Here is a 15751-nt window from a genome sequence, read left to right as displayed (position 1 = left end):
TCCAATGCTTTCTACTTGATCCAAGGATTGCTCATGAGCCAGATGATTACAATGAACAAAACAAAAATAATCGCGCTTAGCGTCTGCACTCTCGAGACGAAGGAGCTTGCGCTTTCACCGTTAACGGAAGCGGCGGCGATTTTCTTCAGTGGACCTTGAATGATTCCGGACAAAGCGCCGATGGCGACAAATACGACAACGATCGTGATCATCCAAGCAACCGTGTAATCCGGCATATCCGAATTCGAAATGAGGAAACCTCCGGTCAGCAATTGCAGCACCAATGCATATTGTCCTATTCTTCCTCCGCTAATCAACCCGCGAGCCAGTCCTTCTTGCGCGGCTCCAGATAACTGTTTGAACTTCCCTGCCAAGAACGGCATAATCGCGTACACACCCATGCCCACAGCGCCGACAATGTGCAAGAACAACATAACTTTTAACATTTTCGCCGTACCTCCATTTTAAAAGCGAACTAAGACAACCTAAGTATACATGAAAAGCCGGTTGAACAAAACCTTCCAGCGGCCAAGAAAAACCGTCAGAGGAGTTCGCCCTGGCGGTCCATTCGAGTGGGGTGCGCTCCCTATAGCGATGTTTTTCATCGTACTTGCACTCCACCAGTTCCCCACAAGGCAGAAGTACGATGTTTTTCACCACTAATTACCCTGATGGCGAACAAAAAGTAGCGGCTCACTCCTCTTAGCGATGTTTTTCATCGTACTTGCACCCCATCAGCTCCCCACAAGGCAGAAGTACGATGTTTTTCACCACTAATCAACCCGATGGCCAAGTAAAACGGCTTCGCCGTCCCTATGTGATTGATTCAAAAAAGGAGAGCCCGAGGGCTCTCCTTCAACGCATAATGCGACGAGCTAGGCTTGACCGTTCTCGACGATCTTAATGACGGCGCGAACCGATTCCGCGGATTTCTCGAGAGCCGCTTTTTCTTCCGCCGTCAAATCGAGCTCGATCACTCTTTCGATGCCGTCTCCGCCAAGTACCGCGAGCACGCCCATGAACAGGTTCTCGTAGCCGTACTCTCCTTGAAGCAGAGCGATGATCGGAAGTATGCGTTTTTTGTCTTTCAGGATCGCTTCCGTCATTTGCACAAGGGAAGCCGCTGGAGCGTAGTAGGCGCTGCCGTTACCCAACAAATTGACGATTTCTCCCCCGCCCACGCGAGTACGGGCGACGATCGCGTCGATCTGGTCTTTAGGAAGCAATTGCTCAACCGGAATCCCGCCGATTGTTGTGTAACGAACGAGTGGAACCATATCGTCACCGTGACCGCCGAGAACGACGCCGCGCACGTCTTCGACGGATACGTTCAGCGCTTGCGCGAGGAACGTGTTGTAACGGGCCGTATCAAGAACGCCGGATTGGCCGATGACGCGATTTTTCGGGAAGCCGAGCGTTTTGTTCGCAACGTATGTCATCGCATCCACAGGATTGGACAGGATGATCACGTAGGCGTCCGGACTAGTCGCTTTGACGTTCTCGCAGACAGATCTCACGATGCCCGCGTTCGTGTTCACGAGGTCGTCGCGGCTCATGCCCGGTTTGCGAGCGATACCCGCCGTAATGATGACGACGTCGGAGTTCGCGGAATCCGCATAGTCCGCTGTGCCGACAATGTTGGAGTCGATGCCTTGAATCGGAGTCGATTCCAGCATGTCGAGCGCCTTGCCTTTGGTCGGATTCTCGAGTTGCGGAATGTCGAGCAGAACGACGTCTCCCAATTCCTTCTGAGCCAACATAAGCGCAGTTGTCGCGCCCGTAAAACCGGCACCTACGACCGTAATCTTCGCACGTTTGATTGCCACATGATTTCCCTCCTTGTAATAAGCCCGAGCACCAAAGCGCCCGAGCCCATTATCCATTTAAAGTTACAACGGAGTACAAATAATTATGCAGACGACCCATCAAAATGCGCGAATTACAAAGCTTGCTTTTGCCTCGTTAAGTCTGAGAACCACCGCCGAATTGGGCGGTGGTTCGATTCCTACACAATCTCACATTGCCAACCGACTCTAGCCTTGCTTAAACCGCTCGTTGGTGTCTCCCACCGCGAAGGCGGGTGTCCAGAGGGCTGCAAGCCCTTTGGAATCCCCCTTGGAAAGGGGGACTTAGGGGGATTGATCAGATTGATCTCTTAGAAGTTTTTAATGATTTCGTCCGCGAACGCCGAGCATTTCACTTCGGTCGCGCCTTCCATCAGACGTGCGAAGTCATAAGTGACGACTTTGTTGTTGATCGATTTCTCGAGACCTTTGTAGATCAGGTCAGCCGCTTCCAGCCAGCCCAGGTGTTCGAGCATCATAACGCCGGACAGAATAACGGAGCCTGGGTTCACGACGTCTTTGTCCGCGTATTTAGGCGCAGTGCCATGAGTCGCTTCGAAGATCGCGTGGCCAGTCACGTAGTTGATGTTCGCTCCCGGAGCGATGCCGATGCCGCCAACTTGCGCAGCCAGAGCGTCGGACAGGTAGTCGCCGTTCAGGTTAAGCGTTGCGATGACGTCGAAGTCGGTCGGACGAGTCAGAACTTGTTGCAGCGCGATGTCGGCGATCGCGTCTTTGATCAGGATTTTGCCTGCGTCAAGAGCCGCTTTCTGAGCCGCGTTAGCCGCTTCTTCGCCTTTTTCCGCTTTGATTTGGTCGTATTGGCCCCAAGTGAATACATTATCGCCGAATTCTTGCTCGGCCACTTCGTAACCCCAGTTTTTGAACGCGCCTTCCGTGAATTTCATGATGTTGCCTTTGTGCACGAGCGTAACCGATTTGCGGCCGTGTTTGATCGCGTACTCGATTGCAGCGCGAACGAGACGTTTGGAGCCTTCCGAAGAAACTGGCTTGATGCCGATACCGGAAGTTTCCGGGAAACGGATTTTCTTCACGCCCATTTCCTTTTGCAGGAACTCAAGCACTTTTTTAACTTCTTCCGTTCCGGATTGATACTCGATGCCCGCATAGATATCTTCGGTATTTTCGCGGAAAATAACCATGTCAACCAGTTCCGGACGTTTAACCGGGGACGGTACGCCTTGGAAATAACGAACTGGACGCAAGCAAACGTACAGATCGAGCTCTTGGCGCAGCGCTACGTTCAGGGAGCGGATACCGCCGCCGATCGGCGTCGTCAAAGGACCTTTGATCGCGATAATCATCTCGCGGATGGCTTCAAGCGTATCTTTAGGCAGCCATTCGCCGTAAGTATTGAATGCTTTCTCGCCGGCGAACACTTCGTACCAAGCGATTTTCTTCTCGCCGTTGTAGGCTTTATCTACTGCCGCGTCAAGAACGCGTTTGGATGCTTTCCAGATGTCGCGGCCCGTGCCGTCGCCTTCGATGAACGGGATGATCGGATTGTTAGGAACGTTCAATACGCCGTTCGATACCGTAATTTTCTCGCCGGAAGTCGGCGCTGCGAATTTTTCGAGTTTCATGTGATGTTTCTCCTCCTGGAATAATCTGCGTTTTTTTCGTAAATAACCGACGGCCTGTCTCCGCGATAGGACGCTGGAGGCAATCCGCCGGCGACAGCATTAAGATTAGCCTCTCTCGGCGATCGGCGTGTAGTGCTGATCTACCGGCCCGACGTATTCGGCGCGCGGACGAATCAAGCGATTGTCTTCGTACTGCTCCAAAATGTGAGCCGTCCAACCGGATACGCGGCTGACCGCGAAGATCGGCGTGAACAGGTCGCGAGGAATGCCGAGCATCGTATAGCAGGACGCGGAGTAGAAGTCCACGTTCGGCTTGAGACCCTTCTGGCCGGTCACGAGATCTTCGATCTTAACCGACATCTCGTACAGCGTCATGTCGCCTTTCAGCTCGCCGAGCTGGCGGGACATCTGCATCAGATGCTTGGCGCGAGGATCGCCGTTCTTGTAGACGCGGTGGCCGAAGCCCATGATCTTCACTTTGTTGTCGAGCTTGTTCTGAATGTAAGGCTCGACGTTCGCCAAGGAACCGATCTCGTCCAGCATGACCATAACTGCTTCGTTGGCTCCGCCGTGAAGCGGCCCTTTCAAAGCGCCGATCGCCGACGTAACGCCGGAATAAATGTCCGACAGCGTCGCGACCGTAACACGCGCGGCGAAAGTCGAAGCGTTCAATTCATGGTCGGCGTGCAGCACGAGCGCTTTATTCATCGCTTCGATGGCTACTTGCGCAGGCTCTTCGCCAGTCAGCATATACAGGAAGTTGTGGGCGATGCCGACGCCTTTCTTCGGAGCGACCGGCTCTTTGCCTTCGCGGATGCGCGCGAACGCCGCGACAACCGTTGGCAATTGCGCTTGAAGTCTTACCGCTTTGCGGTAATTCGCTTCCTTGCTCATGTCGTTCGCTTCAGCGTCGTACAGCCCAAGGCTGGATACGGCCGTGCGAAGCGCCGCCATCGAATTGCTTCCTTCAGGATAAAGGCGCAGACCGGCGATGACTTCAGCCGGAACGGCCGCGTATTCGCCAAGCTGGGCGATTAAACCGTCAAGCTCCGTGCGCGTCGGTAGTTTGCCTTGCCATAATAAGTATACGACTTCTTCAAACGAGGCTTTCTCCGCCAGTTCATCGATGTTAATGCCTTGATAGGTAAGGACGCCGTCGATAATCGAACTGATGGACGATTTCGCCGCGACGATTCCTTCGAGGCCTTTGGTTGCTGTCATATTTTCTCTCTCCTTTAACCGGAAAATTCAGCTCCCTCGGCTTGTCTGATACCGAGACCGAAGGACTTCAAAGTCGTGTCTGCGAATGAGCAATACGCTCTTACGGCTCAATATTAAACGCAAACCGCAAATAAGTAAGCATTTTTAGACCTTTTTTAATGATAATCGATTTCAGAGGCGAATGGAACCGATAGGCATATAAAATTGATTTATCGGAACCATAACGAATCGTTCTTGAATGGCTGGCAACTTTAGTCATTTGCTTAAACGATCTAATTATTCGACATTTGTTTTGTGATACAATGATACGAAAGCTCGAATCGGCAGGGGGACTTGCGGAATGATCGCCAACAACAATCAAATTACGGGAATTATCGATATCGGCTCGAACACCGTCCGATTGTCCGTCTATCGGCTTTCGGATAACGGAGCCTACCGCGTCATCGACCAGGGCCGTTGGGCCGCCAGGCTGAGCCAGCGAATGACCGCGGAAGGCGCTTTGCCGGATGATGCCATCGACGAGCTCGCCGAAGTACTTCGGCGGTACTTGCTCATCTGCGACAAGCACGGCGCAGGCAACGTTCGCGCGGTCGCCACGGCAGCCGTCAGGCAAGCGATCAATCGCGATGTTGTCATCGCGAAACTGCGAGAGGCGACAGGCCTCTCCATTGAAATTCTGTCCGGCGAGGACGAAGCGCGAATCGGCAGCAAAGCGATGCTTAACAGTCTGCATTACACGGATGGCTACATCGTGGATATCGGCGGAGGAAGCACCGAAATCACTCTCATTCGCGACAGAAAAGTCGTATCGGCAGTTTCCTTCCCGATCGGATGCGTTAACGTCTCGGCCAAATTCGGTTTGGGAAGCGGTCCAGTGTCGCCATCCACCCTGGCGGATATTCAATCGGAGGCCCGCCGGTTACTTCGCAAGGAGAAGTGGATATCCGAGCACGCGGATCTTCCGCTGATCGGCTTGGGAGGCACGGTTCGCGCGATGGCCAAGCTATACCAGCAGGAATCCGGTTATCCTTATCATCGCCTTCACGGTTACGAGCTTCAACTTGACGGCATCTTATCATCGTTGGAGCTTCTATCCTCGATCTCCGTAAACCAGCGAAGGAAACTTCCCGGTCTATCGAAAGATCGCGGAGACGTGATCGTGCCGGGACTGGCCATTCTGATCGCCGTCATGCAGGAGACCCGGTCATCCCGGTTGGTCGTATGCGGCACCGGCTTGCGCGACGGCCTCTTCTACGAAACCTGCCTTCCCGAGCATAACGCCGTGTCCGGGAACGATGTGCTAGAAGAAAGCATAAGCAACTTGATGGCTTTATATCCCGGCGCTCCGCTCGGCCATCTTGAGCAAGTTCGCAGATTGGCCGCAACGTTATACGATCAGCTCGAGGAGAAAACGGCGATGCCGAAGGCCGGCCGCATATGGCTGGATGCCGCGGCGCGACTATTTCGCATTGGAACCGTGATCGATTTCAACGATTGCGCGGACCATACCTTCTACATGCTGCTGCATACCCAATGGAACGGCTTGTCTCACCGGGAAACGATCATCACTGCGGCGATCGCCTCCTACCGCGGAGGTAATCCGCTCAAGCGCAAACTCGCCCCTTACCGATCTATCCTCGCTGAAGAAGACGCGGAGACGATCGGCAAGCTAGGTTCCTTGCTCCAGCTTGCTTCCGCGCTCGACCGAAGCGAATCTCAGGCCATCGTATCGCTGGGGATCGGCCACTCGGGCAAGCGGCTGCAGTTGGTCGCCGCCGCTACCCATCCGCTGCCCGTAGAACGGATGGAAGTCGAGAAGATCGCCAAGGAATTCAAAAAAAATTGGGGGATAACCCCCGAATTGACCGTACGGATCGGGTAACCCCGATCCGTACGATTATGTTTACTCCATTACCGAAGCGATCGATTTCCACAGCGGAATATCCGCCGCTTCGAATTGGCTTCGCAGCGGCGTTTCGCCATTGATGACACGTTCGTAAGAACCCGTCGGCCGAAGTTCACGCGCCTTGACGTTATCGTGCAAATTCATCCGCAGAATGTTCATTAACATCTGGCGAAGTCCCGCATCGTATACCGGGCACATCAATTCCACGCGGCGACTCAAGTTCCGGGTCATCCAGTCCGCGCTCGAGATGTAAACCTCCTCTTCGCCTTCCCCGCCAACCGCCAATATTCTCGCATGCTCCAAATATCGATCCACGATGCTGATGACCCGAATATTCTCGCTTAGACCGAGAACACCCGGACGCAAGCAGCATACCCCTCTCACGATCAGATCGATCTTCACTCCCGCTTGCGAAGCTTCATAAAGCTTGTCTATGATCTCTTGATTCGATAGCGAGTTCATCTTCGCCACAATCCGCGCCGGACGGCCGGCAGCCGCGTGCCCGATCTCGCGATCGACCAAATCAAACAGCTTGGGCTTCAGGCCGATCGGCGCGACGGCGAACGACGACCAGAGATGCGGCGTCGAATAACCCGTCATTTCATTGAACAAGGCGGTGGCGTCCGCGCCGATGGCCGGGTCGCTCGTGAATAACCCTGCGTCGGTATAGAGGCGAGCCGTATTTTCATTGTAATTGCCGGTGCCTACATGGACGTAGCGCCGGAGCGTGTCCGCTTCCTTGCGGACGACGAGCGTAATCTTGGCATGCGTCTTCAACCCCACCAAGCCATATACGACATGGCAGCCGGCTTTCTCGAGCCTGCGGGCCCAAGCGATATTCCGGGCTTCGTCGAATCTGGCTTTAATCTCCACGACAACCGTGACTTGCTTGCCCGATTCCGCCGCGTTCACAAGCGCCTGTAAGAGCGCCGAATTCACGCTGACGCGATATAGCGTCATTTTGATCGCAAGTACGTTCGGATCAGCGGCCGCTTCCGTCATAAAGTCGTTCACGACCTCGAACGATTCGTAAGGATGGTAGACAAGCACGTCCCGCTCGCGAAGCACGGACAGCATATCTTCCGTTTCATCGAATTCCTTCGGATAGACCGGCTCGTACTTCGGATACCGAAGGTGATCGTAGTTTGGCAGCCCCCCCACGAACTTGGACAAGAACCCCAGGTCGAGCGGCCCTTCGATCTCGGCAAAGGCGTCGTCCTCAAGATCAAGCTCGTCCTGAAGCAGCTCCAACGCGTCCGGATGAATGCCCTTCTCCACCTCGAGCCTGGCCGGCAGTCCGCGTTGCCTGCGGCGCAGCTCCTTCTCGATCTCTTGCAGCAAATCTTCCACGTTTTCTTCGTTAGGCGTAAGATCCGAGTTGCGGGTCACGCGGAATGCATGAACCGCCTCCGTGCGATAACCGCTGAACAGTAAGCCGATGTGCTCCTTAATCAAATCCTCAAGCAGCAAATAAACGAACTTTCTGCTGTTTTTTCTTCCGGGCACGACCACGGTGCGCGCCAGAATCGAAGGCACTTGTACGATGGCGCAAAAAGTTTGAACCTCGTCGTGCGAGATTTCCTCTTCCTTTTTCAAAACAACAGACAAATACAATTCCTTGCTATGCACGAGCGGAAAAGGGCGGCTTTGATCGACCGCCATCGGCGTGAGCACGGGATAAATAATCCGTTTGAAATAGTCCGTCATTGTCGTTTTCTGCTCTTCACTCAGGTCTGCGAAAGTTGTCAGCGTAACGCCTTCCTTGGAAAGCAGACGCAGGAGCTCGCGATATGTACGATATTGCTCTCTAACCATTCGGGCCGTTCTTTTCATCAAACGCTTGATCAAGCCATTCGGCGTATACCCGGTGAAATCCGTCTTCGAATAACCAGCTCTGATCTGAGCCTGTAATCCCGCGACCCTTACGCTCATAAACTCATCTAGGTTGCTTTGTACGATAGAGAGGAATTGAAGGCGTTCCAGAAGTGGCGTTCCTGCGTCTTCCGCTTCTTCGAGCACCCGTTTGTTGAACTCCAACCAGCTCAGGTCCCGGTTAATGTACTTCTTTACGCTGGACATATGGCTTCCCCCTGTTCGACGTTCATGCGGTGAAAAACGGAAATTCGACTTGTCTTCTCCATTATGTCGGTCAATTGTAAACCGAGCATCAACAAATCGTTAACGGAGAGTTAAATGAAGAAACAGGGAAAAAGGTGATTAACGTGAATCGGAGAATCGGCGGACAATTTCTGCGTCTTTTTCAGGTTGCGTCGTTGTTTTTGATCATCGTGCTCGTTTTGTGGTGGTCTTGGCCGCTCGTCTATCCGTTCTTCCTCGGATGGCTGCTGGCTTACGCGCTTAATCCGCTCGTGAATTTTCTTCAAGCGCGGGCTCGTTTCCCCCGATGGCTTGCAGTTACCGTAATCCTGCTCCTGTTCGCCGCGATCATGATCACGATCGTGTCCGCGCTTGTGATGCGTTTGGTTAACGAAATTATGAGCTTGTCGGGTTCAATGCAAGATCTGGTCGCCTGGTTGGAACAGTGGTTTAACGACTTGCTCGCCAAGCCGGAAATTCAAAACATGGTGACGAGAATTAACGATTTCTATCAACAGAATCCCGACTACAAGGAAACGATCAACAATAGCATATCGAATACCGCGCAAGCCGTCACGCATGCGGGAACCGGGCTGATCAGCCTGTTTTTCAACACGATCGTGAATATATTATATTCATTGCCGTCCGTGGCTACGATCGCCGGCGTCGTGCTCGTCGCTTCCTTCTTTATCAGCAAAGATTGGAATCGCTACACGCGACGCATCAAGCTCTGGTTTCCGCGAACGATGATCCGAAAAGTCGGCACGGTATGGGGCGGCCTTCGGCAAGCCTTATTCGGCTATTTAAGAGCTCAGCTCATCATGGTATTGATCACGGCGGTCGTTGTCTCGATCGGATTATGGATCATCGGGATCAAAAATGCCTTGTCCGTCGGTTTGCTGTTCGGTTTCGTTGACCTGGTGCCGTACGTGGGCGTTGGCGTGACGATGATTCCATGGATCGCTTATTCGTTCTTGGCCGGAGACTGGCAGCTCGGAACGAAATTGTCTATCCTGTACGGGGTTATTCTCGTCGTCAGACAGCTGAGCGAACCCAAAGTGCTGGCGTCCAGTGTCGGGCTCGATCCGTTGCCGACATTGATCGCGATGTTCGTGGGCCTTAAGCTGTTTGGTATATTCGGATTGATCTTCGGCCCCGTAACCATGGTCGTCTTAACGGCTTGCCATCGCGCCAATGTCTTTCGGGATATCGCAAAATATATCAGATACGGGCGATGATCTCCGTCTGTTAACGATGCGGCCCTCGATAAATCGTAAACCGCCCTCCGCGCACCAAACGTTCCAGCCAACGATACATAAAAAGCTTGTAGATTGGACGGGTAAAAGGCAATATCATCGTGATCCCTACCAGATCGGAAATGAATCCGGGAACCATCAGCAATATGCCTCCAACCAATACGCACAAACCTTCAAGCAGCGCGTGTCCCGGCGGTTGGCCCGACTGCATTTGCGTTTTCGCCTGCTGCCAGACTTTGCGTCCTTCCGTTTGGATCAAATAAGCGCCAAGCGCGAACGTCGCAAGCAACAGCAAGAACGTCCAGAATCCGCCGATCCAACGTCCCATCATGTAAATACCCCAAATCTCGATGAGCGCCGCAACGACTAGTATCGGTAGCAGTTTTCTTTGCATGGCCATCCCTCTTTTCTCAGTCCACCTCGACGAGTTTGAGCATTTTGTCGTACCAATCCGGTGCTTCCTTTGCGAATCGGACCGGCTTCCATTCCTTGTTCACCCACACGTGCCGAGTACCGCCTTTAACGAGCACGGTGCCAGGCGGTTCCTCTCCCGCATAGCTTGATCCGAATTGTTCCGTCAAATTCCCGTCGATCACCCTGGATTCAAAACGCACGCGCACGCTCGTCATCTCCGCGACTCGTGTGCATACCGTCACCCATTCGTCGTAGCTGGCCGGTTGCTTAAAGGATGCTTCGACGTCCGTAACCGGCAGGAGAAGCCCCCTCGCTTCCATATCCTTATAGGCTATGCCGGCTTGGCGGACCCATTCCGTTCTCCCGATCTCGAACCAGTTCAAATAATTCGCGTGATAGACGACCCCCATCTGATCGGTTTCCTGATACCTTACCCGAAGCGGATGCAAAAACCATTGACCCACGGATCGTTCCTCCTTCCAACGACATCTTTTTTAGTTGCGCCGGATATAAAAATCCCCCGCAGCGCGGGCTGCGGGGAAATCTCGTATTCGCGTTCCGTTCGATTACATTACTTTGGCTTGGCCGGAGTAAATGACGCCATGCTCGGCATATAGCGTGACTTCCATGCCATCCTCAAGAATCGAGGTCGCGTCGTTCACGCCCACGATAACAGGGATGCCCAAGTTCAGGCCAACAACGGCCGTGTGGCATGTGATGCCGCCGCATTCCGTAATGACAGCCGCCGCTTTCTGGATTGCCGGCATATATTCTTTATCGGTGGATGGCGCGACAAGGATCGCTCCGTCAACCATTTTGCGATTTGCTTCTTCAGGCGTCTTCGCGATAACGACTTTGCCTGTCGTGCTTTGGGAACCGATTCCTTGGCCTTTCGCGATCAATTCGCCGACGTTGTGAATCTTGATCAGGTTCGTCGTTCCGGAGCGGCCGACAGGGACGCCCGCAGTAATGACGATCGTATCGCCCAATTGAACGAGGCCGGATTCCAAGGCGCCTTTAACCGCGATTTCGAACATTTCGTCCGTCGTCGCAGCGGATACGCCTTTCACCGGAAGAACGCCCCATACGAGCTGCAAGCGGCGAAGCACTTGCTCGACCGGCGTAACGGCGATAATCGGAGATTTCGGTTTGTATTTCGAAACCATGCGAGCCGTATAACCGCTCTCCGTGGAAGTCACGATCGCTTTCGCTTCCAGATCGAGTGCGGAATTGGCAACCGCTTGGCTGATTGCTTCGGTTACCGACGTTTGCTGTGCTCTCGCCTGCTTCTTGAAAATCTCGCGGTAGTGAAGCGCGGATTCTGCGCGTTCGGCGATGCGGGACATCGTCTGTACGGATTCAACCGGATATTTACCAGCAGCCGTCTCGCCGGACAGCATGATCGCGTCCGTGCCGTCGAAGATGGCGTTGGCAACGTCGGAAGCTTCCGCACGCGTCGGACGAGGGTTGCGTTGCATGGAATCCAGCATCTGCGTTGCGGTAATGACCGGTTTGCCGGCGCGGTTACACTTCTCGATCATCATTTTTTGTACGAGCGGCACTTCTTCCGCAGGGATCTCGACGCCGAGATCGCCACGCGCAACCATGAGTCCGTCGGAAACTTCAAGGATTTCGTCAAGGTTGTCGACACCTTGCTGATTTTCGATCTTGGAGATGATATGAATGTAGCGAGCGTCGTGACGCTCGAGAAGTTCGCGGATTTCCATGACGTCGCTCGCTCTGCGAACGAATGATGCGGCAATGAAATCGACGCCTACTTCGATTCCGAATTTAATGTCGCTGATATCTTTCTCGGTCAAACCAGGCATGGAGATCGCCACGCCGGGAACGTTAACGCCTTTCTTGCTCTTGATCTGGCCGCTGTTGACGATTTGGCACTTGATCTCGGTTCCTTGGATATCCACGACCGTCATGCCGATCAGGCCGTCGTCGATCAAGATCGTCGAACCGACGCTAATGTCGCTCGGCAATTCCTTGTACGTAATCGGAACGCGATTGATGTCTCCCAGAATTTCTTCCGTCGTCAACGTAATATATTCGCCTTGAACAAGCTCGATCGGCTCTTCCTTCAGTTTGCCCAGACGAATTTCCGGCCCCTTCGTATCGAGAAGGATCGCTACCGTTTTGTTCAGCTCTTGGGAAGCTTGGCGAATCACTTTGATCCGGTTGCCGTGCTCCTCGTAGTCCCCGTGCGAGAAGTTCAGACGGGCTACGTTCATGCCGGCCGCGATCAATTTTTTCGTGTTCTCCAACGATTCGCTGGAAGGTCCGATCGTACAGACGATTTTCGTTTTGCGCATGGTTTCTCCACTACCTCCGTTTATGTTGCCTTTGTTCACATGTATATAAGAGCTATTCAAGCTCTACGGTACCGAACTTTCCGACTTTGCGGAACTTTCTGTACCGGTCTTCCCTCAATTCGTCGGGCGTTAGCTTCAAGAGCTCTTGCAAGTGGCGCCATAGAGCTTCCTTGATCGCCTCGGCCTGTATTTCTTTGTCCCGATGGGCGCCGCCCTGCGGCTCCGGAATGATCCCTTCGATAATCTCGAACTCGAGCAAATCCTTCGCCGTAATCTTCATCGCTTCCGCGGCCTCGTCCGCCTTGGAGGCGTCCTTCCACAGAATCGAAGCGGCTCCGTTCGGGGAAATCGCCGAGTAGATCGCGTTCTCGAGCATCAGCACGCGGTTGCCGACGCCAAGCGCCAACGCGCCGCCGCTTCCGCCTTCGCCGATGACAACGCAGATAATCGGCACGCCGAAGATCGCCATCTCCAGAAGGTTGCGCGCAATCGCCTCCGACTGGTTGCGCTCCTCGGCCGTGTTGCCGGGGTATGCGCCCTTCGTGTCAATGAACGTAATGATCGGGCGTCCGAATTTATTCGCTTGCTTCATAAAACGAAGCGCTTTGCGGAAACCTTCCGGATGGGGGCTGCCGAAGAAACGCTGGATGTTGTCCTTTGTATCTTTGCCGCGCTGGTGGCCGACGACCGTAACCGGAACGCCGTTCAGCTTGGCAAGCCCTCCGACGATCGCGAGGTCGTCGGCGAATACCCGATCTCCATGAAGCTCTACGAAATCCGTGAACACCAGAGGGATGTAATCGAGCGTTGTCGGACGCTGATGGTGGCGGGCCATGTGCATGATCTGCGCCGCGCTCATGCCTCCGTAGAGTTCATCTTCAAGTTGTTTGTAACGTTCCTCCAGCCGTCCGATTTCATCCGTGAAATCGATCTGCTTCTCGGCGCCGAAATGTTTAAGCTCGTCTATTTTCTTGCGAAGTTCGGCGAGCGGCTTCTCAAAAGGCAGTTCACTGGACATCAGCCGGCTCTCCTTTCCATGCGTGCATATCCAGCAGTTTGGTCAGCAGCGCTCTCATGTCCTTGCGATGGACGACTTTGTCCAGTTGACCATGTTGCAGATTAAATTCGGCCGTCTGGAAATTGTCCGGCAGCTTCTGCCGGATCGTCTGTTCGATGACGATTCGTCCCGCGAAACCGACGATCGCGCCAGGCTCGGCCAGATTGTAGTCGCCCAAACTCGCGAAACTCGCGGATACGCCTCCGAGCGTCGGATCCGTGAACACCGAGATGAACAGGCCTCCCTGCTCCTGGAATTTGGCGAGCGCCGCGCTCGTCTTCGCCATCTGCATCAGGCTGAGAATGCTTTCCTGCATTCTGGCTCCGCCTGAAGTCGAGAAGAAAACAAGCGGCAACTTTTTCTCGGTCGCCCGTTCGATCGCGCGAGTGACTTTCTCCCCGACGACGGACCCCATGCTTCCGCTGAAGAAATCGAAGCTCATGACGCCGACAACGGCCGGAAATCCGCCGATTTCCCCTTCGCCGGTCACGACAGCGTCATTCAAGCCGGAGCTGGCTTTCTGCTGCTCTAGTTTCGCGGCATAACCGGGGAACTGAAGCGGATCCTCGGATACGAGATTTTCGTCAATCTCAAAAAGACGCCCCTCATCGAGCGTCATCGCGATGCGCTCCCAGGCGTTCAGACGGTAATGGTGTCCGCAACCGGAACATACCTTCAAATTCTTCTCCAGCTCCTTGCTCAGCTGGATTTGTCCGCATTTCGGACAACGGTTCATCAGGCCTTCGGGAATATCCCTTTTCGTGCGTTCCGACGGAACGACGGCGTATTTTTTCTTCTGAAATAAATCCTTGAACACAGCGACACCTCACAAGCGATAAATGGCGACCGTCAAACGATGGGTCCGCGTTCAAAAAGCCCGTTTTTCGGTTTTGAACAACCTCTATGGGTATCGTAATGAATTAAAGGTGCAGAATGCTGCCTAATACTTCTTGCACTTCCCGCACTTCGCCGGATGGAACTAGTATTTCATACTGCGGTTTCGTCAGATTAATGGGGCGTACTTGTACAAGAAACCCTTCATCGGTAAGACGCTTCTGAATCCTGTCGGCGATCTTAGCGGTCGGTGCAATGTAGATGACCGTCCACATGATGCGGTACCCCCAATTTCTTAGTCGTTCGAATAGAATGATGTTGAAGCAATATGAAAATCATAGCACAAATTCCGCAAGACTAGCAACCAAAGAGCGGCAGTTTCCCCAAGCGTTGCTGCGGGGCAAGATGGCCGAATCCATCAATCGCCCTTCAGCGGAAGCCACTTCAGTACATGTTCGATATAGCGGTCCCAGTATCCCCATTCATGATCTCCCGGCCCCTCCTCGTACGTGAGCGGCAGCCCGAGCTTACGGCAATGGTCGCGGAAACGGACATTATCCTCGTACAGGAAATCTTCCGTTCCGCACGCCTGATATAATAGAGGAATTTCCTGTTTGCCGGCGCATTGTTCGGCAAGAGCGAACAAATCCGCCGGCGACCCCGCGACTGAAGACGAATCCTCGAATATATCCGCGAAGTCCGGATACTTTCTCTCCGTGACGAGACGGTTCACATCCATCGCTCCGGACAGGCTCGCGACAGCTGCGAAACGGTCCGGGAATGACAGGCCAAGCTTCATCGCGCCGTATCCTCCCATGGACAGCCCCGCCGCGAAGTTGTCTTCGCGATGATCCGACAGCGGGAAGAACGAGCGCGCAATCTGCGGAAGCTCTTCGGCGACGAAGGTCCAATACTTCGCGCCACGGTTCATGTCGGTATAAAAGCTGCGGTTAACCGCGGGCATAACGACCGCGATGCCGAGTGCTTCCGCGTACCGCTCGATCGACGTTCTTCGGCTCCAGCCCGTGTGATCGTCAGACAATCCATGGAGCAAATACAACGTCCGATAAGGTCTTTTCTTCTCGCCTTGAGGCAAAATCACGTTCATGGATGCAGATATTTCCAATGATTCCGATGAAAAATTGCACTGTAGAAAAGCCATTGTTGTCTCACCTTCGCCATTTTATTTTATGACAT

14 protein-coding genes are annotated in these 15751 nt (G+C 53.7%); 2 read left to right on the top strand and 12 right to left on the bottom strand.

From position 1 onward, the window contains the following. Positions 1-11 precede the first annotated feature (11 nt). From FPZ45_RS17320 to citZ, 4 genes are all read right to left on the bottom strand, one after another. Positions 12-446, bottom strand: coding sequence for a DUF2269 family protein (locus FPZ45_RS17320; protein ID WP_144704622.1), 435 nt, complete (start codon positions 444-446; stop codon positions 12-14). Positions 447-875: 429 nt separating this feature from the next. Next, positions 876-1826, bottom strand: coding sequence for a malate dehydrogenase (mdh, locus tag FPZ45_RS17315; protein ID WP_144704619.1), 951 nt, complete (start codon positions 1824-1826; stop codon positions 876-878). 329 nt (positions 1827-2155) lie between these two features. Further along, positions 2156-3448: an NADP-dependent isocitrate dehydrogenase gene (gene icd, locus FPZ45_RS17310; RefSeq protein ID WP_144704616.1), complete on the bottom strand. Its 1293-nt coding sequence runs from the start codon at positions 3446-3448 to the stop codon at positions 2156-2158. A 105-nt stretch (positions 3449-3553) separates the two neighbouring features. Further along, entirely contained in the window at positions 3554-4669 is a 1116-nt protein-coding gene (citZ, locus tag FPZ45_RS17305) for a citrate synthase (RefSeq protein WP_144704613.1), read from the bottom strand. A 340-nt stretch (positions 4670-5009) separates the two neighbouring features. Between citZ and FPZ45_RS17300 the strand changes: the two genes are divergently transcribed. Further along, the gene (locus FPZ45_RS17300; protein ID WP_144704611.1) at positions 5010-6551 is read left to right on the top strand and encodes a Ppx/GppA phosphatase family protein; all 1542 of its coding nucleotides are present in this window, start codon (positions 5010-5012) and stop codon (positions 6549-6551) included. Positions 6552-6572: 21 nt separating this feature from the next. On the opposite strand, the gene ppk1 is transcribed toward FPZ45_RS17300, so the two are convergent. Next, positions 6573-8654: a polyphosphate kinase 1 gene (gene ppk1 / locus FPZ45_RS17295; RefSeq protein WP_144704608.1), complete on the bottom strand. Its 2082-nt coding sequence runs from the start codon at positions 8652-8654 to the stop codon at positions 6573-6575. Between the two features lie 143 nt (positions 8655-8797). Between ppk1 and ytvI the strand changes: the two genes are divergently transcribed. After that, positions 8798-9910: a sporulation integral membrane protein YtvI gene (gene ytvI, locus FPZ45_RS17290; protein ID WP_144704605.1), complete on the top strand. Its 1113-nt coding sequence runs from the start codon at positions 8798-8800 to the stop codon at positions 9908-9910. A gap of 10 nt (positions 9911-9920) precedes the next feature. Here ytvI and FPZ45_RS17285 read toward each other — a convergent pair whose 3' ends face one another. The 7 genes from FPZ45_RS17285 to FPZ45_RS17255 all read right to left on the bottom strand — a co-directional run bounded on the left by FPZ45_RS17285 (position 9921) and on the right by FPZ45_RS17255 (position 15716). Next, positions 9921-10322: an FxsA family protein gene (locus FPZ45_RS17285; RefSeq protein ID WP_144704602.1), complete on the bottom strand. Its 402-nt coding sequence runs from the start codon at positions 10320-10322 to the stop codon at positions 9921-9923. 16 nt (positions 10323-10338) lie between these two features. After that, complete coding sequence (locus tag FPZ45_RS17280; RefSeq protein WP_144704599.1) at positions 10339-10806, bottom strand: acyl-CoA thioesterase; 468 nt, start codon at positions 10804-10806, stop codon at positions 10339-10341. A gap of 102 nt (positions 10807-10908) precedes the next feature. Next, positions 10909-12663: a pyruvate kinase gene (gene pyk, locus FPZ45_RS17275; RefSeq protein ID WP_144704596.1), complete on the bottom strand. Its 1755-nt coding sequence runs from the start codon at positions 12661-12663 to the stop codon at positions 10909-10911. A gap of 52 nt (positions 12664-12715) precedes the next feature. Further along, a complete protein-coding gene (locus tag FPZ45_RS17270) occupies positions 12716-13681 on the bottom strand; it encodes an acetyl-CoA carboxylase carboxyltransferase subunit alpha (RefSeq protein ID WP_144704593.1) in 966 nt (321 codons plus the stop codon). Further along, complete coding sequence (accD, locus tag FPZ45_RS17265) at positions 13671-14537, bottom strand: acetyl-CoA carboxylase, carboxyltransferase subunit beta (protein ID WP_144704590.1); 867 nt, start codon at positions 14535-14537, stop codon at positions 13671-13673. Before accD ends, FPZ45_RS17270 begins: the two co-directional genes overlap by 11 nt. Before the next feature lie 103 nt (positions 14538-14640). Beyond that, positions 14641-14829 carry a glutamate decarboxylase gene (locus tag FPZ45_RS17260; RefSeq protein ID WP_094050319.1) on the bottom strand — a complete coding sequence of 63 codons (189 nt, stop codon included), beginning with the start codon at positions 14827-14829 and terminating at the stop codon, positions 14641-14643. A gap of 143 nt (positions 14830-14972) precedes the next feature. Then, a complete protein-coding gene (locus FPZ45_RS17255; RefSeq protein ID WP_144704587.1) occupies positions 14973-15716 on the bottom strand; it encodes an alpha/beta hydrolase in 744 nt (247 codons plus the stop codon). Positions 15717-15751: the final 35 nt, after the last annotated feature.

Source organism: Cohnella terricola, from assembly GCF_007786475.1.
Taxonomy (GTDB): domain Bacteria; phylum Bacillota; class Bacilli; order Paenibacillales; family Paenibacillaceae; genus Cohnella; species Cohnella terricola.
This window is presented reverse-complemented; position numbering and strand designations above follow the sequence as displayed.